Source organism: Mesorhizobium sp. M0140, assembly GCF_040322475.1.
Lineage (GTDB): Bacteria > Pseudomonadota > Alphaproteobacteria > Rhizobiales > Rhizobiaceae > Mesorhizobium.
This window is the reverse complement of sequence record NZ_JAMYTM010000003.1, coordinates 126,263-148,118: the sequence shown is the minus strand read 5'-3', so window position 1 is coordinate 148,118 and position 21,856 is coordinate 126,263. Positions and strand designations below refer to the sequence as shown.

Annotated in this window: 20 protein-coding genes; 11 read left to right on the top strand and 9 right to left on the bottom strand. The window is 63.7% G+C overall.

Features of this window, described 5'->3' with window-relative positions:
* Positions 1-587: 587 nt before the first annotated feature.
* Together phbB and NKJ37_RS04435 are read right to left on the bottom strand one after the other, a co-directional pair.
* Positions 588-1,313, bottom strand: a complete 726-nt coding sequence (phbB, locus tag NKJ37_RS04440) for an acetoacetyl-CoA reductase (protein WP_023814310.1) — start codon at positions 1,311-1,313, stop codon at positions 588-590.
* Between the two features lie 93 nt (positions 1,314-1,406).
* A complete protein-coding gene (locus NKJ37_RS04435) occupies positions 1,407-2,585 on the bottom strand; it encodes an acetyl-CoA C-acetyltransferase (protein WP_352772904.1) in 1,179 nt (392 codons plus the stop codon).
* Positions 2,586-2,886: 301 nt separating this feature from the next.
* On the opposite strand from NKJ37_RS04435, the gene phaR reads away from it, so the two are divergent.
* Positions 2,887-3,498: a polyhydroxyalkanoate synthesis repressor PhaR gene (gene phaR / locus NKJ37_RS04430; protein ID WP_352772901.1), complete on the top strand. Its 612-nt coding sequence runs from the start codon at positions 2,887-2,889 to the stop codon at positions 3,496-3,498.
* A gap of 19 nt (positions 3,499-3,517) precedes the next feature.
* Here phaR and NKJ37_RS04425 read toward each other — a convergent pair whose 3' ends face one another.
* The gene (locus NKJ37_RS04425) at positions 3,518-4,657 is read right to left on the bottom strand and encodes a citrate/2-methylcitrate synthase (RefSeq protein WP_352772898.1); all 1,140 of its coding nucleotides are present in this window, start codon (positions 4,655-4,657) and stop codon (positions 3,518-3,520) included.
* Positions 4,658-4,749: 92 nt separating this feature from the next.
* Here NKJ37_RS04425 and NKJ37_RS04420 point away from each other — a divergent pair, with 92 nt between their 5' ends.
* From NKJ37_RS04420 to NKJ37_RS04410, 3 genes are all read left to right on the top strand, one after another.
* Positions 4,750-5,838 carry a citrate synthase/methylcitrate synthase gene (locus tag NKJ37_RS04420; RefSeq protein WP_352772895.1) on the top strand — a complete coding sequence of 363 codons (1,089 nt, stop codon included), beginning with the start codon at positions 4,750-4,752 and terminating at the stop codon, positions 5,836-5,838.
* A gap of 196 nt (positions 5,839-6,034) precedes the next feature.
* Positions 6,035-6,817, top strand: a complete 783-nt coding sequence (locus tag NKJ37_RS04415; protein WP_502901975.1) for a 3-hydroxybutyrate dehydrogenase — start codon at positions 6,035-6,037, stop codon at positions 6,815-6,817.
* A 46-nt stretch (positions 6,818-6,863) separates the two neighbouring features.
* Positions 6,864-7,994 (top strand): patatin-like phospholipase family protein, encoded by a 1,131-nt coding sequence (locus tag NKJ37_RS04410; RefSeq protein WP_128305526.1) that lies wholly within the window; start codon positions 6,864-6,866, stop codon positions 7,992-7,994.
* Between the two features lie 23 nt (positions 7,995-8,017).
* Here NKJ37_RS04410 and NKJ37_RS04405 read toward each other — a convergent pair whose 3' ends face one another.
* Complete coding sequence (locus NKJ37_RS04405; protein WP_352772892.1) at positions 8,018-8,617, bottom strand: TetR/AcrR family transcriptional regulator; 600 nt, start codon at positions 8,615-8,617, stop codon at positions 8,018-8,020.
* 122 nt (positions 8,618-8,739) lie between these two features.
* Here NKJ37_RS04405 and NKJ37_RS04400 point away from each other — a divergent pair, with 122 nt between their 5' ends.
* The 6 genes from NKJ37_RS04400 (at position 8,740) to NKJ37_RS04375 (ending at position 16,926) form a co-directional block, all read left to right on the top strand.
* A complete protein-coding gene (locus NKJ37_RS04400) occupies positions 8,740-9,201 on the top strand; it encodes a (2Fe-2S)-binding protein (RefSeq protein ID WP_352772890.1) in 462 nt (153 codons plus the stop codon).
* Between the two features lie 2 nt (positions 9,202-9,203).
* Entirely contained in the window at positions 9,204-11,477 is a 2,274-nt protein-coding gene (locus NKJ37_RS04395) for a xanthine dehydrogenase family protein molybdopterin-binding subunit (RefSeq protein ID WP_352772887.1), read from the top strand.
* A complete protein-coding gene (locus NKJ37_RS04390) occupies positions 11,474-12,082 on the top strand; it encodes a hypothetical protein (RefSeq protein WP_352772884.1) in 609 nt (202 codons plus the stop codon). Before NKJ37_RS04395 ends, NKJ37_RS04390 begins: the two co-directional genes overlap by 4 nt.
* Before the next feature lie 154 nt (positions 12,083-12,236).
* Entirely contained in the window at positions 12,237-13,409 is a 1,173-nt protein-coding gene (locus NKJ37_RS04385) for an efflux RND transporter periplasmic adaptor subunit (RefSeq protein WP_031213157.1), read from the top strand.
* Between the two features lie 86 nt (positions 13,410-13,495).
* The gene (locus NKJ37_RS04380; RefSeq protein WP_128305531.1) at positions 13,496-16,675 is read left to right on the top strand and encodes an efflux RND transporter permease subunit; all 3,180 of its coding nucleotides are present in this window, start codon (positions 13,496-13,498) and stop codon (positions 16,673-16,675) included.
* Positions 16,676-16,767: 92 nt separating this feature from the next.
* The gene (locus NKJ37_RS04375) at positions 16,768-16,926 is read left to right on the top strand and encodes a DUF3309 family protein (protein WP_023810914.1); all 159 of its coding nucleotides are present in this window, start codon (positions 16,768-16,770) and stop codon (positions 16,924-16,926) included.
* A gap of 63 nt (positions 16,927-16,989) precedes the next feature.
* Here the strand turns inward: NKJ37_RS04375 and NKJ37_RS04370 are convergent, their stop codons facing one another.
* Together NKJ37_RS04370 and NKJ37_RS04365 are read right to left on the bottom strand one after the other, a co-directional pair.
* Complete coding sequence (locus tag NKJ37_RS04370) at positions 16,990-17,949, bottom strand: SDR family oxidoreductase (protein ID WP_352772881.1); 960 nt, start codon at positions 17,947-17,949, stop codon at positions 16,990-16,992.
* A 76-nt stretch (positions 17,950-18,025) separates the two neighbouring features.
* Positions 18,026-18,235 (bottom strand): DUF680 domain-containing protein, encoded by a 210-nt coding sequence (locus NKJ37_RS04365; protein ID WP_023810916.1) that lies wholly within the window; start codon positions 18,233-18,235, stop codon positions 18,026-18,028.
* Between the two features lie 114 nt (positions 18,236-18,349).
* On the opposite strand from NKJ37_RS04365, the gene NKJ37_RS04360 reads away from it, so the two are divergent.
* Complete coding sequence (locus tag NKJ37_RS04360; protein WP_352772879.1) at positions 18,350-19,258, top strand: LysR family transcriptional regulator; 909 nt, start codon at positions 18,350-18,352, stop codon at positions 19,256-19,258.
* On the opposite strand, the gene NKJ37_RS04355 is transcribed toward NKJ37_RS04360, so the two are convergent.
* The 3 genes from NKJ37_RS04355 to NKJ37_RS04345 all read right to left on the bottom strand — a co-directional run bounded on the left by NKJ37_RS04355 (position 19,222) and on the right by NKJ37_RS04345 (position 21,638).
* Positions 19,222-20,397 (bottom strand): MFS transporter, encoded by a 1,176-nt coding sequence (locus NKJ37_RS04355; protein ID WP_023810918.1) that lies wholly within the window; start codon positions 20,395-20,397, stop codon positions 19,222-19,224. The two genes, NKJ37_RS04360 and NKJ37_RS04355, sit on opposite strands and share 37 nt — an antisense overlap.
* 123 nt (positions 20,398-20,520) lie before the next feature.
* The gene (locus NKJ37_RS04350) at positions 20,521-20,829 is read right to left on the bottom strand and encodes a DUF1244 domain-containing protein (RefSeq protein ID WP_352772877.1); all 309 of its coding nucleotides are present in this window, start codon (positions 20,827-20,829) and stop codon (positions 20,521-20,523) included.
* 11 nt (positions 20,830-20,840) lie between these two features.
* Positions 20,841-21,638 (bottom strand): N-formylglutamate amidohydrolase, encoded by a 798-nt coding sequence (locus NKJ37_RS04345; RefSeq protein WP_352772874.1) that lies wholly within the window; start codon positions 21,636-21,638, stop codon positions 20,841-20,843.
* Positions 21,639-21,856: the final 218 nt, after the last annotated feature.

The window sequence follows — 21,856 nt, the reverse complement described above, 5'->3', positions numbered from 1 at the left end:
TTCCGCCGGCGGCCAGAAGGTGGTTTTGTCAAGCTTTCAACCGGCTGCGGATTAACGGATAGAACGAGTCTGGAACGAATCGGCGACGAATCAGTGACTCCTGCAGATTCAGCTTTTGTTCACGGCTACATGTGGATTTCGCGACCGCGAGTCGCACCACATGCTGAATCGCTGAACTGGCCCGTTTGATGCTAAGAGGGCGTTGCCGTTAACCTTTGCCTGGAAACAATCACGGTGGCTTGGCGAGCTCGACCAACATTATGAAATTGTTGATCTTTCTTAACCTGCGTTAAGCAGTTGGGCAGGCGATTCCGGCTGTCGTCGTTAACGCTCAGCTCATAACCGGAACGAATCGGCGACGAATCGGCGATGGCGTAATTTTCCCGATTTGTTCACCCCAATATCTTGTGTTGTGAACAGTTTATCCACCGAGAATCCACAGGTTGCCAGGGAGCTTTTGCACAGGGCGGCTGCCGGCTGTTAACCTTCGCGTGCCGAATTGGGTTAGCTACGGTCGCGAGCACGTCAAAGGGACCGTGCCGGAAACGGGCCGGTGTGCCGGCCCGTCGATCTCCTACATCGCCACGTCAGGCGAAGTATTGGCCACCGTTGGCCGTGATGGTCGAGCCGGTGATGAAGCCGGCATCTTCGGATGCGAGGAAGACTACGCAGCGCGCGATCTCTTCCGGTTCGCCGAGGCGACCGACGGGGATTTGCGGGATGATGCGGTCGTTGAGCACCCTCTCGTCGATCGCCTTGACCATCTCGGTGGCGATGTAGCCAGGGCAGATGACGTTGACGGTGATGCCCGCGCGGGCTCCCTCTTGAGCGAGGGCTTTGCTGAAACCGATGTCGCCAGCCTTCGCGGCGGAATAGTTGACCTGGCCGGCCTGGCCTTTCTGGCCGTTGATCGACGAGATGGTGATGACGCGGCCGAACTTGCGGTCGCGCATGCCGCTCCACAGCGGATGCGTCATGTTGAAGACGCCTGACAGGTTGGTGTCGATGACCTCTTTCCACTGCTCGCGCGTGATCTTGTGGAACATGGCGTCGCGGGTGATGCCGGCATTGTTGACCAGCACCGAGACCGGGCCGAGATCGGCCTCGACCTGCTTGATGCCGGCGGCGCAGGAATCATAGTCGGCGACCGACCATTTGTAGACCGGAATGCCGGTCTCGGCCTTGAATTTCGCCGCTGCGGCGTCATTGCCGGCGTAGTTCGCGGCAACCGAATAGCCGACGGTCTTCAATGCGATCGAGATCGCCGCGCCGATGCCGCGCGATCCGCCTGTGACGATTGCTACCTTGGTCATGCATTTCCCCTTTTTTTGATATCGCCCTGTTGTCGGGCTTGGCAGGCACTGGATACAGAACGGGCGGCTCGCGCCGCCCGGTTGGTGAGTTCTTCAGAGTGCTTCGATGCACATGGCGACGCCCATGCCGCCGCCGATGCACAGGGTAGCGAGACCCTTCTTGGCGCCGCGCCGGCGCATCTCGAAGACTAGCGTGTTGAAGACACGGGCGCCGGAAGCACCGATCGGGTGGCCGATGGCGATGGCGCCGCCATTGACGTTGACGATCGAGGGGTCCCAGCCCATGTCCTTGTTGACGGCGCAGGCCTGCGCGGCAAAGGCCTCGTTGGCCTCGACCAGGTCGAGATCGCCGACCGACCAGCCGGCCTTTTCCAAGGCCTTGCGCGATGCTGGGATCGGGCCGGTGCCCATGATCTGCGGATCGACGCCGGCGGTTGCCCAGGACACGATGCGTGCCAGCGGGGTGATGCCGCGCCTCACCGCTTCCGCCTCGCTCATCAGCAGCGCGCCGGCGGCACCGTCATTGATGCCGGAGGCGTTGGCGGCGGTCACCGTGCCGTCCTTGTCGAAGGCCGGCTTCAGCTTGGTCATGGCGTCGAGCGTGGCGCCATGGCGGATGTATTCGTCCTGGTCGACAATGGTGTCGCCCTTTTTGCCCTTGAGTGTGACGGCGACGATCTCGTCCTTGAACTTGCCGGCCTTTTGCGCGGCCTCGGCCTTGTTCTGCGAAGCCAGCGCAAACTGATCCTGGTCTTCGCGGGTGATCTGGAACTGACGTGCCACGTTTTCGGCGGTGTTGCCCATGTGATAACCGTTGAAGGCATCCCACAGCCCGTCCTTGATCATGGTGTCGATCAACTTGAAGTCGCCCATCTTGACGCCGGCGCGCAGGTGCTGGGCATGGGTCGAAAGCGACATCGATTCCTGGCCGCCGGCGACGATGACCTTGGCATCGCCGGTGGCGATCTGCTGCATGCCGAGCGCAATGGCACGCAGGCCCGAGCCGCAAACCTGATTGAGGCCCCAGGCTGTGGTTTCCTTGGGCAAGCCAGCATTGATCGATGCCTGGCGGGCCGGGTTCTGGCCTTGCGCGCCGGTCAGCACCTGGCCGAGGATGACCTCGTCGACCTCGCCTGGTTCGACACCGGCACGTGACAGCAATTCCCTGATGACAACGGCACCGAGCTCATGCGCCGGGGTGGCGGCAAAGGCGCCGTTGAAGGAGCCGACCGGCGTGCGCGCCGCGCTGGCAATGACGATGGAAGCGGACATTTTCTTCTCCAGACTTCAAGGGTGTCGTTCTGTCGTTAGGGACTTTTCTTGCCCTTTCCCAACCCCAAGTCAAACCGGAAATAGGCAGGGCGCCCATGCGCCGCAAGCAGGTCGCGCCTTGCCATGGCGCCCATTCGTCCATTGCTGCGCAGCATATTTTGCCTGCTATGCAGCATTTAGTGATCCCGCACTGCACAAACTGCTTGGAATTGTGAAGCTTTTGCGCATATCCTCAAAAAAAAGGCACAATCGTTATCGGCGGCTTGCTCAGAGGCGCGCCGGTGTCCCCGGGAGGATGTAGATGGCCGCTAAAGACGATCCGATCATCATCAAGAAATACGCCAATCGCCGCCTCTACAACACCGGCACCAGCACCTATGTGACGCTCGAGGACCTCGCCGAGATGGTCAAGAAGGGCGAGGAGTTCACCGTCCAGGACGCCAAGACCGGCGACGACATCACGCATCCGGTGCTGACCCAGATCATCTTCGAACTGGAGAACAAGGACGGGCAAAACATGCTGCCGATCCCGTTCCTGCGCCAGCTCATCGCTTATTACGGCGACCAGATGCAGATGATCGTGCCGAGCTTCCTCGAACAGTCGATGTTCGCCTTTTCCAAGGAGCAGGAGCGCTTTCGCGAGCAGATGAAGGGGGCGATCGGCAAGTCGCCGCTCGACATGATGAAGATCACCACGCCGATCAAGGCGCTGGAGGAACAGACACGCCGCAACATGGAAATGTTCCAGAATGCGATGCGGCTGTTCACGCCGTTCCCGCCCGCCGGCACCGCGCCGGCCGCTGCGCCGTCGCCCGAGCCGGCCAGGAAGGAAACACCTGACAAGCCCGACGATCTTCAGGAACTGAAGGACCAGATCGCGGCCATGCAGCGCAAGCTCGACACGATGTCCTGAGCTTAGCGCTCTTGCGATCTTACGGCAGCACGCCCTCATAGCGGCCGCGCGGCCTGATGACACTTCGGCTTGTAATCTGTTCGACCGTGTGCGCTGCCCAGCCGACGCTGCGTGCGAGCGCAAACAGGCGGAACGGCGTATCGCGCGGCAAGCCAAGACTGCGCGTCAGCGCGGCCAGCCCAAAGTCGATGTTGGGAAGCGCGCCGGTCGCCGCAAAGGCAGCGTCGCGCAGCGACGATAGTGTGCCGTCAACCTCGATCACCGACAGAAGCGCTGCCCCTCGGGGGTCGCCGTCGGGATAGAGCTGATGACCGAACCCCGGCAGCGGCCGGTCATGGCTGAGCCAGCGCCGAATCGCCGCATCGGCGCCATGCCGCGCCGCATCCTCAGCCAGTTGCATCACCGCCTCGCCGGCGCCGCCATGGCGAGGGCCTGACAGCGTCGCGAGCCCGGCCAGCAGGCAAGCGGCCAGCGGCGCGCCGGTGGAGGCTGCGACGCGCGCGGCGAAGGTCGATGCATTCAGCTCATGATCGGCAAGCAGGACAAGCGCGCGGCGGATCGCATCGGCGCCGCCGGCATCCACCGACCAGGCCTGTGCCAGCCGCTGATGGACGGAATCCGGTCCCGCCGGTGCGCCCAGCGCGGCGGCCAGCACGCCGACCGCGTGCGCGGCGTCGGCATGCAGCGAGGCGGCGCTGCGCCCAAGTGACGGGCGCCCCTGGCCGGCAAGCACGGCAAGTTGCGCAAAAGCCGAGGCCCGGCCGGCTTGATGGGGCGCGTCCGGCGATGGTGCTTCGAAAGCCACCGGTTCCGGCAGAGCCCAGAGAACGGCGGCGGCTTCTTCCAGTGTGGCGTGCCCGGAGAGCACCGCGGCGTCCTGTCCGCGATAGATGAGCCGACCGTGCGAGACGGTCGAGATCGCCGTTGCGATCGAGGGCTCGCCCCAGGCAATGGCGCTTTCAGCGATGGCTGATGGGCTCCGTCCGCGCGCCCTCCGCGTTGCCAGCGCTTCTATATCGTCGGCACGATACTGGCTGCGGCGCGGATCGGCGCGGTCGGGCCGCATGCCGATGCGCCCACGGCTGACATAGGCGTACAGCGTCTGCGCCCGCACCTTAAGCCTCTCCAGCGCTTCTTCCCTGGACAACCACTCGGACATATCGAACCCTGATATTGATTCTATTGATCAAGATTGATGGAAACGTTGCCCATCTCTATCTCCGATCTGGAAATGCTTCAAGGAGACAGGCTATGGCGAATGGGCTCGATGACGTGGTGGCGGCGGAAACCGTGCTTTCCGATGTGGATGGTCTTGGCGGCCGTCTGACGATCCGAGGTCATTCGCTGCCCGAGCTGGCCGGCCGCTGGGACTATGCTCAGGTGATGCGCCTACTGCTCGACGGCTTCTTCGACAATCTTCCCGGCGATGCGAAGCTGACGGGTGCGCTGGGCCAGGCACGTGCTGAGGTGTTCGAGCGACTATTGCCCTCGTTGCCCCGGCTGGCGTCGCTCGATGTCTACAGCGCCATGCGCGCCGGCATGGCGCTGCTGCCGGACGGCGACACATCGACGAACGCCTTGCTGCTCATCGCAGCGCCCGCCGTGCTGACGCCGGCCCTGCTGCGCCTGCAGCGCGGCGAGGAGCCGATCGCGCCGGACAGCCGGGCCGATCATGCCGCCGACATGTTGAGGATGCTGAACGGCAGCGTCGCCTCGCCGGCGCTGGCGAAGGGGCTCGACACCTATCTGGTGACCGTCTGCGACCACGGCCTCAACGCATCGACCTTCGCCACCCGCGTGGTCGCTTCGACACTGGCCGGCCTGACATCGTCCGTGCTGGCCGGGCTTGGCGCGCTCAAGGGGCCGCTGCATGGCGGTGCGCCAGGCCCGGTGATCGAGATGCTGGATGCGATCGAGGCGCATGGCGATGCCGCCGGCTGGCTGCGCGACGAGATCGCGCATGGCGAGCGCATCATGGGTTTCGGTCATCGCATCTACCGCGTGCGCGATCCGCGCGCTGATGTGCTGAAGGCGGTCGTGCGGCAACTCGGCGGCGAGGGCGAAACCGGCCGCCGGCTGGCCTTCGCGGAGACAGTGGAGCAGGTAGCGCTCGACGTGCTGCGGATCGCCAAGCCGTCGCGCTCGCTGCAGACCAATGTCGAGTTCTACACCGCGCTGCTGCTGGAGGCGGCGGGCTTTCCGCCACAAGCCTTCAGCAATGTCTTTGCCGCCGGGCGCGTCGCCGGCTGGATCGCGCATGCGCGCGAGCAGCAGACGATCGGGCGGCTGATCCGCCCGCAGTCGCGCTATGTCGGGCCGGTGCCGGATCTCGTCGCCTGAGGCTTTTTCGCTTCGCTGGTGATGGCGGCACCCCCTAAAGACTCCGATCATGTCCTCCTGGTGAGCGGCCGCGTGGCTGCTTATGACGAAAATTTCATCTCGCCCACAAATCTGGCCGCTGTTATTGCGTCGTATTGAGCATATATGCTGCACTGCAACATAGATGCATTCTTGCCGTAACCAGAGGATTCCGCCCATGGCCGCCAGAAAAACCGCCGTAGTCACAGGCTCTACCTCTGGCATCGGCCTGGCCATCGCCCAGGCGCTGGCGGCCGAAGGCCGCAACGTCGTCGTCAATTCCTTCTCCGACACGGCGGCCGACCACGCCATCGCCGACGCGATTACCAAACAGTATGGAGTGAAGACCGCCTACATCAAGGCCGATATGTCGAAACCGGCGGAATGCCGGGCGCTTGTCGCCAAGGCGGCCGAAACATTCAGTTCGGTCGATATCCTGGTCAACAATGCCGGCATCCAGCATGTCGCGCCGGTGGAAGAGTTCCCGATCGAGAAATGGGACGCCATCATCGCCATCAACCTGTCGTCGGCATTCCACACCATTGCAGCCGCCATTCCGCTGATGAAAAAGGCCGGCGGCGGGCGGATCGTCAACATCGCCTCGGCACACGGCCTGGTCGCGTCGCCGTTCAAGTCGGCCTATGTCTCGGCCAAGCACGGCATCATGGGATTGACGAAGACCGTCGCGCTCGAACTGGCGCGCGAAAAAATCACCTGCAACGCCATCTGCCCGGGCTATGTGCTGACGCCGCTGGTCGAGGCGCAGATCCCCGATCAGATGAAAGCCCATCAGATGGACCGCGAGACCGTCATCCGTGAGGTCATGCTGGACAAGCAGCCGACCAAGGAATTCGTCACGGTGGAGCAGATCGCGGCAGCGGCGGTGTTCCTGTGCTCGGACGCGGCAGCGCAGATCAACGGCACGCATCTCTCGGTAGATGGCGGCTGGACCGCCGCGTGAGGCGCGAAATCTTCTCATCTACCCAAAACGAACTAAGGACGACGCCATGACCAAAAACGGCAAGGCGGAGGAGACGAAGAAGATAAACGTCGCACTTCAGGGCGGCGGCTCGCACGGGGCCTTTTCCTGGGGTGTGCTCGACCGCCTGCTGGAGGACGGACGGCTGGAGATATCAGCAGTGTCCGGCACCAGCGCCGGCGCCATGAACGCGGTGGCGCTGGCCGACGGATATGTGCGCGGCGGTGTCGAGGGAGCGCGGCAAAAACTTGAGGATTTCTGGCGCGCGGTGGCGGCCAAGGGCCGGTTCAGCCCAGTGCAGCGCATGCCGTGGGATGTCGCCTGGGGCAACTGGTCGATCGAGAATACGCCTGGCTATGTCTTCTTCGACACCATGTCGCGCGTGTTCTCGCCCTACGTCGCCAATCCGCTCGGCCTTAACCCGCTGCGCGACGTGGTGGAGCAGGAGATCGATTTCGACAATGTCCGCGCCTGCAAGTCGATGGAACTGTTCATCTCGGCGACCAATGTCGAGACCGGACAGTTGCGCGTTTTTTCCGACGGCGAGATCGACCTCGACGTGGTGATGGCTTCGGCCTGTCTGCCGCAATTGTTCCGCGCCGTCGAGATCAAGGGCGTGCCCTACTGGGACGGCGGCTATGGCGGCAACCCGGCGCTCTATCCGTTTTTCAAGACCGCGGCGACCGAGGATGTGCTCCTGGTGCAGATCAATCCGGTGGTGCGGGAGGGAACGCCAAGGAGCGCCAACGAGATCCAGAACCGCATCGACGAGATCACCTTCAACGCCGGGCTGCTGCGAGAATTCCGCTCGATCGCCTTCGTCAAGGAACTGATCGCCGCCGGCCGTCTGCCGCATGGCGAATATCGTGACATCCGCATGCACCGCATCGATGCCGACGAGGCGTTCAAGGACCTGTCGGCGTCATCGAAGGTCAATGCCGAATGGGCGTTCCTGACCTATCTCAGAGACCTCGGCCGCACAGCCGCCAGCGACTGGCTGGAAGAGAATTACGACGCCGTCGGCAAGCGACCGACGCTCGATCTCTCCGGCGAACTCGATGACGGCTTCAAGCCGGTGCGCGGTCCGGCACCCGGCCGGCGGGTCAAGGAATTCCTCGCTGTGCGCAAAAATCCGGAGGTGGTTCGCCGTCGGGCCTGAACTGAAACCTGATACAGCTGGTTTCATCGAGCTTTCAAGGTCAGGTCGATCACCCTGATCAGGGCAGCGGCCGCCTGCCGCTGTCCCTCCGGATCTCTGATCCGCGCCTTCATGCCTTCCAGCCCGTCGAGCAGCATGTCGGCGAGCAGTTGTGCCGACAGGCCCCTGGCCGCCAGGTCGACGCCGTTCCTGGCTGCCTCGCCCTCTATCGCGGCGCCGATGTGTTGGCCAAGCCCGCCGCGCCAGCAGCCTACCAGATCGCCAAGGCTCGATTTCATATCCAGCAATTCGGCGCCGTGCGGCGAGGCAACGACCGCGCCCATCATCGAGATGAATGCCTCATCGATGGCCCGCATCATGCGCTCGGTGAAAGGGCCATCGCCGGATAGGGCAATCTTTGCCGCCTCGACCGAGCGCGACAGGATCATCATGGCGATGGCGCGGAAAATGTCGGTCTTGTTCTTGAACAAGAGATAGAGCGCCGGGCGCGACATGTCTGCGGCGCGGGCGATGTCGTCCATGGTGGTGCGGGTGAAGCCATAGGCCAAAAACACCTTCATCGCGCCATCCAGGATACGGACGCGTTTGGGATCTGTGGCGGCGATGTCTTCGATCTGGTTCATGGAGCAATTCTATCCTGCAAAATCCTATTTGACAAAATGACGAAATTTGTCAATCTGTATTGGGCGAAACGGTCGAAAGGACGCTTCGCCCTTGGCAGTGGACGACAACAAAGGGTATCCCCATGCGCCTTACCGTCGACGGTCAGTCTTTCGATATCGATGCCGATCCTGACATGCCGCTGCTGTGGGCGCTGCGCGATCTCATTGGCAAGACCGGGCCGAAATTCGGCTGCGGCATCGCCGCCTGCGGCGCCTGCACGGTTCATGTCGACGGTCAGCCGGTGCGTTCCTGCTCACTCCCGGTTGGCCAGGTCAGCGGCGCTGTCACGACCATCGAAGGCATCGGCACAGCAGGCGGACTGCATCCGGTGCAGCAGGCATGGCTGGAGGAACAGGTCGCGCAATGCGGCTACTGCCAGCCCGGCCAGATCATGAGCGCGGTGGCGCTGCTCGACGAAGTCGCCAGCCCAAGCGACGCCGATATCGACAACGCCATGGGCGGCAATCTCTGCCGCTGCGGCACCTATCCCAAAATCCGCTCGGCCATCAAGAAGGCCGCGGCGCTCAAGACGGCGGGGCTCTGACCATGGCCAGTGTCGGAAAGATCGCCCGCCGCACGTTTCTGATCGGCGCTGCCGCCGTCGCGGGCGGCGTTGCCGTCGGCTATTACTACTATCGCAAGCCCTTTCCGAACCCGCTCGAGGCCGAACTCGGCAAGGGTGAGGCGACGTTCAACCCCTATGTGAAGATCGGCGCCGACAACACCATCACCATCGTCGCGCCGCGGGCCGAGATGGGGCAAGGCATCTCGACGACGCTGGCGGCCATGGTCGCAGAGGAACTCGACGTTGGGCTCGACCGGGTCAAGGTGGAGCATGGACCGGCCTCCCATGCCTATTACAACGCCGCGATCCTCGAAGAGGGCGGTCCGTTCGCCTTCTTCGACGAGAGCATGACCGCGCAGGCGGTGCGCTCGGGTCTCGGTGTGGTCGGCAAGTTCCTTGCCCTGCAGGGCACCGGTGGTTCGGCTTCGACACGCGACGGTTTTGACAAGATGCGGCAAGCGGGTGCAGTCGCCCGGCAGATGCTGATCGCGGCTGCGGCGCAAAAACTCGGTGTCGCCGCCGCCGATCTGGAAACGGCCGACGGTTCGATCCTGCACAAAGCGTCCGGCAAGTCGCTGACCTATGGCGCGGTCGCCGCGGCCGCCGCCGCGATGGCGCCGCCGGCCGAAGTCAGGCTCAAGGACCGGGCCGACTGGAAACTGCTGGGAAAGCCGCAAAAGCGCATCGACATGCTGGCCAAGGTGACCGGGGCGCCGATCTTCGGCATCGATGTCAGGCTGCCGGACATGGTCTACGGCACGGTCAAGATGAGCCCGCGCTTCTGGTCGGCGCCGATCAAGGCGGACCTCTCGAAAGCCGAGAAAATGCCCGGTGTGATCAAGATCGTGCCGCTGGAGACGAATTACGGCCATGGCTTCGGCATCATCGCCGACAACACATGGGCGGCATTCAAGGCGGCCGAGGCGATCGATGCCCAGTGGTCCGATCCCGAATACCCGCTCAGCAGCGCCGCTATTTCAGATGTCCTGAAGCAGGCGCTCGGCACCAAGGGGTCGGTGATGCGCGACAATGGCGACGTCGACACCGCCTTTGCCGACGCGCCGCGTGAAAGGATCGTCGAGGCCGACTATGCGGTGCCCTATCTGGCGCATGCGACGATGGAGCCGATGAACGCCACGGCGCAGCTCAGGGACGGCGCGCTCGACATCTGGTGCGGCAACCAGGCGCCGACCCTGGTGCGGCAGCTTTGCGCCAACGCGGTCGGCATCGAGCAGGACAAGATCACTGTGCACACCACCTTCATGGGCGGCGGTTTCGGCCGGCGCGTCGAGGTTGACTACGCGCTGTGCGCCGCGCTGATGGCGAAGGAGACGGGCGGGCGCCCGATCAAGGTGACCTGGACGCGTGAAGAAGACATGCGCCACGACGCCTACCGGCCGGCCGCTATCGGCAAGTTCCAGGCGCGGCTCGGCGACGATGGCATGCCGGTCGCCGTCGACATGAGGATGGCCTCGCCATCGGTGATTGCCGGCATGCTGCGCCGGCTGTTTCCTTCGATATCGCCGCTCGGTCCCGACAAGAGCATCGTCGACGGTGCCTATGACCAGCCCTACACCATTCCGAACTACCGGGTCAGCGGTATCGCGGCGCCGGTCTCCATCCCTGTCGGCTCCTGGCGCTCGGTCGGCAGTTCGGTCAACGGCTTCTTCCATGAGGGTTTCATGGACGAGATCGCCATTGCCGGAAAAATCGATCCGGTCGAGATGCGCAAGAGACTGATGGCCGCTTATCCCTCGGCGGTGAAGGTGGTGGAGAAAGTCGCCGCGATGGCGAAATGGGGCGAGGCGCTGCCCGCCGGCAAGGCCAGGGGTATCGCCTTCACGCTGTCCTTCGGCAGTTGGGTCGGCGAGATCGTCCAGGTGGCGGACACGCCGGCCGGCATCCGCATCGAGAAGGTGTGGATCGCCGCCGATGTCGGCACCGCGCTCGATCCCGGCATCATCGAGGCGCAGCTGATTTCGGCCGCCATCTACGGACTCTCCGCAGCTATGGGTCAGGAAATCACCTTCGCCGACGGCATGGTCGAACAGTCGAACTTCCACGATTTCGACGCCATGCGGATCTTCCAGTGCCCGGTCTTCGAAGTCGCCATCCTGGAAAACTTCCACAAGATGGGCGGCGTCGGCGAGGTCGGCACACCGCCGGCGGCTCCGGCGCTCGCCAACGCCATCTTCGCGCTCACCGGAAAGCGCGTCCGCACGCTGCCGCTGTCGAAAACGGTGGCCTTCGCATGAAGAAGCTCCTCATCATGCTGACGCCTGCTGCCATGCTCGTGCTCGCAGCGCCGTTTGCGATCGCGCAAGAGAGCCAGATGCCGGCGCCGGCGACCGTCGACGCGGCGAAAGGCCTGTCCGAATGGGACAAGGTCTATGCGGTGTTCTCGCATCCGCGCTGCGCCGACTGTCATGTCGCGGACGAGCGGCCGCGCTGGTCGGGTGCGCATTACGGCGGTACGCGCGTTCACGCCTTCAATGTCCAGCGGGGTGCTGACGGGTCGGGCTTCGGCAATCCGGGCCTGCGCTGCACGACTTGCCATTTCGCCAGCAATTCCAAGGCATTGCACGGTCCGCCCGGGGCCGAGAACTGGCATCTGGCGCCAGCCGAGATGGCCTGGTTCGGCAAATCCTCGGCCGAAATCTGCGCCCAGATCAAGGATCCCCTGCGCAACGGCAACCGTAGCTTGAAGGATATCGCGCTGCATGTTCGCGACGACAGATTGGTCGCCTGGGGCTGGGCGCCAGGAGCGGGTCGTGAACCAGCCCCGGGCTCCGCCGAAGCAACCTATCAAGCGATCGAAAACTGGGCAGCGGCCGGCGCATCTTGTCCGCCGGCGCAATGATCTTGCAACTTTCAGACTATATTGCGGTGCAACTTTGATGTAGAAGCGCGCTTCGCCGATCACGGCAAATTGAACACGGCTCGGCGCGCACCCATATCGGCGACGCGCCCGCGTTATGAGGACGCTGGCCGAACCCGCAGTGGAAAAAACGACGATGAGAATCAGGTTTCACAAGCTTGCAGCCGTTGTTGTGCTCATTGGTTTCGCGGCGTGGATGGCGACAGGCGAGTTTTCGTCGGTCGGCAGCGTAGCCGCCAACAAAGCCAAAGCAGCCGAAGCCGAACAGGCCAAGGCGCCGGACGCGAGCAAGCCGAAGACGGCGGAAGCCGAGCCGAAGGCACCGCTGCGCACGGTCGCGGTGGTGACACCGCCTCGCAAGACCTATGCACGCGCCATCCGCATTTCCGGGCTGACCGAAGCCGACAAGCGGGCGGTGCTGGCGACGCGCGTCGCCGGTGTCATCGACAAGCTACCTGTCAAGCAAGGCGATCACGTCAAGACGGGGGATCTGGTGCTGATGCTTGCGGCGGAAGAAAAGATCTCGATGGTCGACAACGCCAAGCAGTTGGTGGTGCAGCGCCAGGCCGAGCTGGACGCAGCCTTGCGGCTGATGAAGACCGGCAATCTGCCGAAGCTGCAGCTCGACACCGCGCGCTCGAACCTGACCTCGGCGCAGTCGCTGCTGGAAACGGCACAGGCCGAACTCGACCGCAACGAGGTGAAGGCGCCTTTCGACGGCGTTATCGACCGGGTGCCGGTGGAACTTGGCAGTTCCGTCATGCAAGGCGGCGAGGTGGCAACCATCCTCAAGCTCGATCCGGTGATTGCCCGTGGCGAAGTCAGCGAGCGCGATCTCGGCTATCTCAAGCTCGGCGACAAGGCCACCATACGGCTGGTCAGCGGCCAGACGGTCGAAGGCACCGTGCGCTACATCAGCCGCGACGCCTCGTCGGCGACCCGCACCTTCCGCGTCGAGGTTGCCGTCCCCAATGCCGACGGCTCCGTGCCGGCCGGCATGACGGCGGAAATCGCGCTCAACGCACAGCCGACCGACGCGGTGCTGCTGCCGCGCTCGGTTGTGACGCTCGGCGACAAGGGCGACCTCGGCATCCGTGCCGTCGGCAAGGACAACAAGGTGGCGTTCTTCCCGATCGACCTCGTTGACGACACGCCGACCGGCCTCGTCCTCGGCGGCATACCGGCCGACGCCCGCATCATCGTCGCCGGCCAGGAACTGGTGAAGGAAGGCGATCTGGTCAATCCGGTCGAGGCCGACCAGGCGATCATCAAGAAGCTGCTCGGCGAGGCGACGACCGGCACCCAGTAGCGTAGCACAAGTCGCGACGGACTAGCCCTGGGCGGGGACAATCGGCTGCGACGCAGCTCGTGGAAATTCAAGAACAGGCGTTAGCCATGGATATCGTCAGACTCGCAATCAACAATGCCCGCCTGACCATTTCGGTCCTCGTCTTCCTTCTGCTGGCGGGCTGGGTCGCCTATCAGGCGACGCCAAAGGAAGCGGAGCCCGACGTTCCGATTCCGATGATGTATGTCAGCCTGATCTATCAGGGCATTTCGCCCGAGGATTCGGAGCGGCTTCTGCTGCGGCCGATGGAAAGCAAGCTGAAAAGCCTGAAGGGCCTCAAGGAGATGCGTTCGGCCGCCTTCCAGGGCGGCGGCTACGTGCTGGTCGAGTTCCAGCCGCAGACCAATCTGGCCACCGCGCTGCAGGACACGCGCAGCAAGGTGCAGGACGCCAAGGCCGACCTGCCGCAGGCGGCGGAAGAACCCGTCGTTACCGAAGTCAACATTTCCGAATTTCCCGTGCTCGTCGTCACGCTCTCGGGAAATCTGCCCGAACGCGTGCTGACCGCCGCCGCGCGTGAACTGCGCGACCGCATCGAGGAGGTTCCCGGTGTTCTCGAGGGCTCGCTGCAGGGTGCGCGCGATGATCTCGTCGAGGTCGTCATCGATCCGATGAAGCTGTCTTCCTATGGATTGCAGCTCGATCAGTTGATCGGTGCGGTCGGCAACTCCAACAGCCTGGTCGCCGCCGGCAACATCGAAGGCTCGGAGGGCAAATACGCCGTCAAGGTGCCGTCGCTGATCGAAACGCCGGAGGACGTCGCCGCACTGCCGGTGGTCGCCGGCCCCAATGCCGTGGTGCAGGCCAAGGACATCGCGACGATCCGCTCGACCTTCAAGGATGCCGAAACGGTGACCCGTCTCAACGGCAAGCCGGCCATCGCCATCGAAGTCAAGAAGCGCATCGGCTCCAACCTGATCGACACCATCGCCAAGGTGCGAACGGTGTCCGACGAGTTCGTCAAGTCGATGCCCGAGGGCATGAACGTCACCTACACGCAGGACAAGTCGGTCTTCGTCAACCAGCTGCTCGGCGACCTGCAGAACCATGTGATGATCGCCGTCATCCTGGTGTTCATCGTCATCCTCTACGCGCTGTCCGGCCGCGCCTCGCTGCTCATCGGGCTTGCGATTCCGTCGTCGTTCCTGATCGGCATCCTGCTGCTGGCGATGATGGGCTACACGATCAACATGATCGTGCTGTTCAGCCTGATCCTGGCCGTCGGCATGCTGGTCGACGACGCCATCATCGTCACCGAGTTCGCCGAACGGCGGATGAGCGAAGGCATGCCGAAGGAGGAAGCCTTCGCGCTCGCAGCCAAGCGCATGGCCGGTCCGGTCATCGCCGCGACGATGACGCGCATCGCCGCCTTCTCACCGCTGCTGTTCTGGCCGGGCATCATCGGCGACTTCATGAAGTACATGCCGATCACGCTGATCGTCACGCTATCGGCCTCGATGCTCTATGCGCTTGTCTTCGCGCCGACGCTGGGTGCGATCTTCGCCAAGGCGCCGCCGCATCATGAGGATGACAATCGCGACGGCTGGTACATGGCGATCGTCAAGCAGGCGGTGCGCTTCCCCATCACCGTGCTGGTGCTGACCGTCGCGCTCTTGTTCGGCGTCGGCTTTGCCTATTCGAAATACGGCGCCGGCGTCGAGTTCTTCCCGAATGTCGAACCGGATTACGGCCTGCTCTACGTGCATGCGCGCGGCAATCTTTCGCTGGCCGAAATGGATACCGCGACCAAGATCGCGGAAGACAGGCTGCTCGGCTGGCCGGGCGTGAAGTCGGTCTACACCCGCGTCGGCAAGACGCAAGGCGGCGGCCAGGATATCCCCGAAGACGTCGTCGGCGTCATCCAGTACGAGTTCATCGACTGGCGCGAGCGCAAGGCGGCGAACCACATCCTGGACGATCTGCGCGGCGTCATGGCCGGCATTCCCGGCGTCGATGTCGAGGTGCGCGTGCCGGAAGCCGGTCCGCCGACCGGCAAGCCGATCCAGATCAGGCTTTCGGCCGTCGACCCCAAGGGGCTCGACGACAAGGCCCGTGAGGTTGCGGCGCGCATCGGCAAGGTGCCCGGCGTCATTGATATTTCCGACGGCCTGCCGCCGCCCGGTGTCGACTGGGCGCTCGAGGTCGACCGTGCCAAGGCGGCGCAGTACGGCATCAGCCCAACCTCGGTCGGGACGGTGGTGCAACTGGTGACCAACGGGCTGAAGCTCTCGGAATACCGGCCTGCCGGAGCCGACGACGCGGTCGACATAAGGCTGCGGCTGCCCGAAGACCGGCGCACGCTGTCGACGCTCGACGAACTCAGGGTGCAGACCTCACAAGGCTCGGTGCCGATCTCGAACTTCGTCGTGCGCAAGCCCGAGCCGACGGTCGGCATCCTCAACCGCATCGACGGCGCGCGTACGGTGGTCGTCCAGGCCAACGTCGCCGCCGGCGCTCAGGTCGCGGCTGTGCAGGAGCAGGTCACCAAAGCCGTCTCCGACATGGATCTCGGCAGCGGCATCCGCTGGAAGCTGGCCGGCTCGAACGAGGACAGCGCCGAAGCCAGCGCCTTTCTTAGCAAGGCCTTCGGGGCGGCGATCTTCCTGATCTTCCTGGTGCTCTTGGCGCAGTTCAACAAGTTCACCAGCGTCTGGCTGGTGCTGTCCTGCGTGGTCATGGCGACGATCGGCGTGTTCCTCGGCCTGCTGATAACAGGCGAGACGTTCGGCATCGTCATGTCGGGCATCGGCGTCATCGCTCTGGCCGGCGTGGTGGTGAACAACAACATCGTGCTGATCGACACCTATGACCGGCTGCGTGAAGAAGGCTGGGACAAGGTCGAGGCGGTGCTGCAGACTTGCCGCGAGCGCGCCCGTCCGGTGGTGCTGACGGCTGTTTCGGCCATTCTCGGCGTGCTGCCGATCGCCTTCGGCCTCGGGTTGGAAATCTTCCATCACGAGACGACGATCAACGCGCCGTCGACGCAATGGTGGATTTCGCTGTCCTCGGCGATCGTCTTCGGCCTGTCCTTCGCCACCGTGCTGACGCTGGTGGTGACGCCGTCGATGCTGATCGTGTTCACCCGCGCCAAGGTCAAGCCGGGCGCACGGCGCGGTTGGTTCAGCCGGCTGTTCCGGCGTGGCAAGGGCGAGATTTCCTCGACCGATGCGCAGGGGCAGGATACCGGAGCCGAGCCGGATATCGCCTTTCCGAAAGCCGCCGAATAGACCAATGCCGATTTGACCGCAAAAGGCCGCCCGGGACAACCCGGCGGCCTTTTGGATTGTTGTTGGGCGAAACGTCGAATTGCGGGGTTCTCATGCCGATCACCACCATCGTCATCATCGTCCTGGTCCTTATCCTCATCGGCGCGGTGCCGGCCTGGCCACATTCGCGCTCCTGGGGCTATGGGCCCTCGGGTATTGTCGGCGTGGTGCTGGTGGTGCTTATGGTGCTGCTGTTGATGGGACGGCTCTGAGGCGCCCTCTCAGTCCGCGGAGATTGTCAATGTGCGGAGGAGCATCGCCCGCCATCGCGGACGTCAGGCAGCTTTCGCAACGCGGGTCACGGTGGCAATGCCGATATCCCCGAGAGCTTCAGTGACGGCCTGATCCAGCGGCGTGTGCGGGATCGCGCCGATGATGCCTTCCAGCCTTGCCGACGCCAGTTGGTGCGGTTCGAAGCGCAGATAGGACATCGACACGATCTCACGCCACATCGCCACGAACGGGCTACCGGCGCGCAGCACCCACCAGGCCATCGAGGTCATCTTGAGCGGACGCCCAAGCGCCTTCTCTGCGGCTGCCTTGATCTCCAGGTCGGTGACGGGATGGCCGGGGAAGTTGAAGGCTTCATAAGCGCCGAGCTTGTCCAGGTTCTGCGCCAGTACGACGAAAGCCCTGGCCAGATCCGGTAGGTAGGCCCATTCATGCACGAGGTCGACCGGGCCGGGCGCCGTATAGATACCCTTGTTGATCTTGGCAGCGACGACCAAGTCGAACCACGAGCCGCTGCCGGTGCCGCCGAAGAAGTCGCCGGCCCGCAAAATGATGGTGCGGACGCGGCGTGCTTCGGCCTCGCGGTGAAACAGGTCCTCCATGGCGACGCGGATGCGCCCCTTGTCGGTCGTCGGGCGGAACGGCGTGTCTTCCGTGATCACCTCCGGCATCGGCGATCCGTAATTGTATACGGTCCCGGGAAAGAGATGCAGTGCGTTGTTGGCATGGCAAGCGGCCATGACATTCTCGGCGATCGGCAGGCACTTGACCCATTCGGTGTAGATCGGGTTGAGGCCGTTGAAGATGATATCGACACCTTCCGTGGCGCGGATCAGCGCTTCCCGGTCGAGCGCGTCACCGGCAACGGCCGTAGCGCCTTCAAGTTCAGTTGGCAGTTTGCCGTTGCGGGTGACGGCGCGGACCTCGTAGCCCACGTCGATGAAGGCCTTGGCGACCACGCGGCCGAGCCGGCCATTGGCACCGAGAATTGCGATACTGGTCATTGGAAGCACTCCTGGGTTGGGATTTGCGTGGCCGGTCTGGACGCGCGATCGGGATCAGCGACAAGCGCGATCGAGATCAGCGGCTGCCGAAGAGGTCGCGGTTGCTGCCTTGCGTGACCGGCTGCCGGACGGCCGCATCCGGGTTGTGGATCGAAGCGGTGGTCGTGTTGTCGGTGCTGGTGACAGTCGGCTGGCTGGCGTCGTTCGACCCAAACTTGTCGCTGCCGGCAAAAGCGGCGCTGACGGAAATGAGGATGGCGGCGGTGGTGAGAGCGATCTTGGTCATCTGAGTTCTCCTGGTTGGTGTTTGCAGTCCGTGTTGGTGTCTGCAGCCGGAATATGGTCGCTCCGAACGCGAATGGAAATTGACTACAGATGGCGATCTGATATTCATAAATGAATGGCTGAAATCGACTGGAACCTGATCAAGAGCTTTGTCGCCGTGGCGGAATCCGGCAGCCTGTCGGCCGCCGCGCGAAAGCTTTCGGCCAGCCAGCCGACGCTTGGCCGTCACATCGGCGAATTGGAACAGGCGCTGGGCATCACACTGTTCCGTCGAGGACGGCACGGCTACGAACTGACGGAGGCCGGCAGCACGCTGTTCGAACGCGGCAAGGCGGTCAGTGAGCAGGCAAGCGCCTTCTCATTGCTGGCGCTGGGTTCGGTAGAGGCCATCGAAGGCACGGTGCGCATCGCCGCCAGCGAGGTGGTGGCGGCCTATGTCCTGCCTGAAATGACGATGCGGCTGGGGATCGAGGAGCCCGGCATCGAGGTCGAGATCGTCGCCTCCAACCAGGTCGAAAACCTGCTGCGTCGAGATGCCGACATCGCCATCCGCATGGTCAAGCCGGCGCAGAACGAGCTGATGGCACGCAAGGTCTGCGATATCGAGCTCTGCGCCTGCGCCGCCAAATCCTATCTCGACAGGCGCGGCCCTCCGCTGAAGCCCGCCGACCTTGTCGACCACGACCTGGTCGGCTTCGACCGCGGCGACGAGATCATCAGGGGCTTTACCCAGCATGGTATCCCCGTCACCCGGAGCAGCTTCCGCTTCAGGGCCGACAACCAGATCGTTTTGTGGGAAGCGGTGCGGGCGGGAAACGGCATCGGCCTCGGTCAGGAGCCGCTGGCCGACAGGGATCCTTTGATAGAGAAGGTGCTGCCTGACCTGCCGCTGCCAGTTCTGCCGGTGTGGCTGGCGATGCATCGCGATGTGCGTACCAGCGTGCGCATCCGCCGGGTGGTGGATTTTCTGCATGAGGAGCTGAAACGCTATTCGGCGGGTGCTGGCGCGAATTCAGCGCGGTGAGCGAGCCCGGCCATCAGCAACACGATGATCAGCAGTCCCGACATGGTGATGAAGATCGGGCCGAAGCTGGAATGCTCGGCAACGAAGCCGATCGCCGACGGCGCCACCAGTATGCCGCAGTATCCGATAGTGGTGACCACGCTCATGCCGGTGCCGGAAGACATGCCTTCCTGGTTGCCGCCGGCCGAAAAGATGATTGGCACCATATTGGCGATGCCGAAGCCGCAAAAGGCAAAGGCTGCAATAGCGAGCCAGGGCGAGGGCGCCAGGCCAGCCACCAGCATGCCGACCGCGGCTACGAGGGCCGACACGCGCAGCGTCGTCACCGCGCCGAAGCGATTGCGTATGCCGTCGCCGAAGAACCGCGTAACCGCCATGACGCCCGAAAATCCGGCGTAGGCGAGGCCGGCAACGGCGAGATCGGCGCCGAGTTCCTGGCGCAGATACAGGGCTGCCCAGTCGAGCACCGCGCCTTCGGAGATCATCGCCAGCAGCGCCATCAGTCCGATCAGATAAACCAGCGGGTTTGCCGGCAGTGCGAATTTGTGGTGCTCGGCTGCCTGCGGTCTGTCTTCGGTGAGGAGATGGCGAACGGCCACCGCGATCACCGCGAAGGCAAACACCGTTACCGCCACCGCGTGGGCGAGGTGGCCGTAGTGCTGGATGGCAAAGCCGCCGAGGCCGCCGCCGGCGAAGCCGCCGAGACTCCAGAAGCCGTGCGAGGACGACATGACGGCGCGGGAGAGCCGCCGTTCGACCACCACGGCATTGGCATTCATGGCAACGTCCATGCCACCGATCGAGCCGCCGAAGATGATCATGGCCGCGGCCGCCAGCGGTACGTTGGGCGCCAGCGCCACGACCATCAGACCGAGGCTGCCGCACAGGGCGAACCAGCGCAGTACGGTGCGCGAACCATGTCTGGAGATCAAATGGCCGCACCAGGTCATCGCGACGACGGCACCGACGCCGAATAAGAGTATCAGCAGACCGAGCGTGAACTTCGAAATCTCCAGCCGGGTCAGGAACACAGGAATCTGCGGCGCCCAACTGCCCGTCAGGAAGCCGTTGGCGAGGAAAATGGCCGCGAGCGCCCATCGTCCGCGAATGGCAGTCAGCTTGGCAGTTGACGCGTTCATGAGGCGAATCCCGCTGAAAATGGCTTCGCGCGGCAAATTAGATCGATTCAATTTTCAGTCAAGGCTCTTTCTGGGAGCATTTTGAGCCAAACATAGCCGTAAGCGATCACTGGGGCGACGGCGTCAATGGTCTTGGGGGCGCCTTGCCTCGAATTCGGCCTTCTTGGCGTCGGAGGCCTCGGTTTGGTTGAGCGCCTGCCACTCCCCATAAGGCATGCCGTAGACGATCTCGCGCGACTGACCCTTGGTGAGTTCGACGCCCTCGGCATTGGCTGCCTCGCGATACCAGTTCGACAGGCAGTTGCGGCAGAAGCCGGCGAGGTTCATCAGGTCGATGTTCTGCACATCGTTGCGCTCGCGCAGATGCTCGACCAGCCGGCGGAAGGCGGCCGCCTCGAAATCGCGTTGCTGCTCGTCGCTGAGTTCGTTCATCGAAACCTCCGTCATAGCGGCCCGGTGCGCGAGCCGAACATCTTCACCACATGTATATCGGGACGGCGGTCTATCGCGTCAACGATCGGCGCCAGCCGTTCGGCCCAGGCGAGCGCGCCCTTCTGGTCCGATATCAGATCCTGTCTGATCTCGATCAGCGCATGGGCGAAGCCGTTGACGATGGCGTGCTTGTACATGGTGTCGCCGCGCAGCGCGCCGTCATAGGGTTCGTTGTCGCCGACGACGAGGTTCTTGTCCTGCGCCAGCATGTCTATCAACGGCCGCGCCACGCGGTCGTCGAGGTCCCACAGGATCCCGACGTGCCAAGGACGCTGGATTCCTTGCATGGCGGGGGTGAAGGAATGCACCGAAAAGATGAAGGGCACCTGGGCGGAAGCCTGTGCGACCGAGGCGATCATGGCGCCGACGGCGTCGTGATAGGGCCGGTAGAACCCGTCGAGCCGCCTCTCGCGCTCATCGGCAGCGATGGGGTAATTCCCAGGTACGACAGTGCCGTCATAAAGCTGGCGAATGAGCGTCGGGTCGTCTTCGCCGCGATTGGGATCGATCAGCAGCCGCGAAAAATTGGCAAGCACCGCCGGCACGCCGAGCAGGGCAGCCAGTTCGCGCGTCACCGCCTCGACGCCGATGTCATAGGCGATGTGCCGGTCGAACTCGGCCGAGGGCAGGCCGAGGCTGCCGTAGTCGTCGGGCAGGTCGCGACGGGCATGATCGCCCAACAGCACGATGCCTCGCTTGCGGTCGCCCTCGATGACGTCGAAAGGCGCGAAAACTGTGGATCGGGTCATTGGCGGGAAATGGTCTGTTCGCGGGCTTCCGGGGAGGGTGCTATCGTCATTCCACGAAGACGACGCTTGCGCAATGCCGTTGTTTGGCCAAGGTTTCCCGGGAAATCTGGCACACGTCGGCGAATTGTGCGCCGGAGCCTTTCTAAATCGATTGGAATTGGACAAAACGGTGCGTTGACATGCGCCCGGACTTTTCCGAAAAGGGGCGCAGAGAGATG

Coding starts and splice junctions, on each gene's coding strand:
- phbB (WP_023814310.1), bottom strand. CDS start 1,313: ATGACCAAGGTAGCAATCGTCACAGGCGGATCGCGCGGCATCGGCGCG.
- NKJ37_RS04435 (WP_352772904.1), bottom strand. CDS start 2,585: ATGTCCGCTTCCATCGTCATTGCCAGCGCGGCGCGCACGCCGGTCGGC.
- phaR (WP_352772901.1), top strand. CDS start 2,887: ATGGCCGCTAAAGACGATCCGATCATCATCAAGAAATACGCCAATCGC.
- NKJ37_RS04425 (WP_352772898.1), bottom strand. CDS start 4,657: ATGTCCGAGTGGTTGTCCAGGGAAGAAGCGCTGGAGAGGCTTAAGGTG.
- NKJ37_RS04420 (WP_352772895.1), top strand. CDS start 4,750: ATGGCGAATGGGCTCGATGACGTGGTGGCGGCGGAAACCGTGCTTTCC.
- NKJ37_RS04415 (WP_502901975.1), top strand. CDS start 6,035: ATGGCCGCCAGAAAAACCGCCGTAGTCACAGGCTCTACCTCTGGCATC.
- NKJ37_RS04410 (WP_128305526.1), top strand. CDS start 6,864: ATGACCAAAAACGGCAAGGCGGAGGAGACGAAGAAGATAAACGTCGCA.
- NKJ37_RS04405 (WP_352772892.1), bottom strand. CDS start 8,617: ATGAACCAGATCGAAGACATCGCCGCCACAGATCCCAAACGCGTCCGT.
- NKJ37_RS04400 (WP_352772890.1), top strand. CDS start 8,740: ATGCGCCTTACCGTCGACGGTCAGTCTTTCGATATCGATGCCGATCCT.
- NKJ37_RS04395 (WP_352772887.1), top strand. CDS start 9,204: ATGGCCAGTGTCGGAAAGATCGCCCGCCGCACGTTTCTGATCGGCGCT.
- NKJ37_RS04390 (WP_352772884.1), top strand. CDS start 11,474: ATGAAGAAGCTCCTCATCATGCTGACGCCTGCTGCCATGCTCGTGCTC.
- NKJ37_RS04385 (WP_031213157.1), top strand. CDS start 12,237: ATGAGAATCAGGTTTCACAAGCTTGCAGCCGTTGTTGTGCTCATTGGT.
- NKJ37_RS04380 (WP_128305531.1), top strand. CDS start 13,496: ATGGATATCGTCAGACTCGCAATCAACAATGCCCGCCTGACCATTTCG.
- NKJ37_RS04375 (WP_023810914.1), top strand. CDS start 16,768: ATGCCGATCACCACCATCGTCATCATCGTCCTGGTCCTTATCCTCATC.
- NKJ37_RS04370 (WP_352772881.1), bottom strand. CDS start 17,949: ATGACCAGTATCGCAATTCTCGGTGCCAATGGCCGGCTCGGCCGCGTG.
- NKJ37_RS04365 (WP_023810916.1), bottom strand. CDS start 18,235: ATGACCAAGATCGCTCTCACCACCGCCGCCATCCTCATTTCCGTCAGC.
- NKJ37_RS04360 (WP_352772879.1), top strand. CDS start 18,350: ATGGCTGAAATCGACTGGAACCTGATCAAGAGCTTTGTCGCCGTGGCG.
- NKJ37_RS04355 (WP_023810918.1), bottom strand. CDS start 20,397: ATGAACGCGTCAACTGCCAAGCTGACTGCCATTCGCGGACGATGGGCG.
- NKJ37_RS04350 (WP_352772877.1), bottom strand. CDS start 20,829: ATGAACGAACTCAGCGACGAGCAGCAACGCGATTTCGAGGCGGCCGCC.
- NKJ37_RS04345 (WP_352772874.1), bottom strand. CDS start 21,638: ATGACCCGATCCACAGTTTTCGCGCCTTTCGACGTCATCGAGGGCGAC.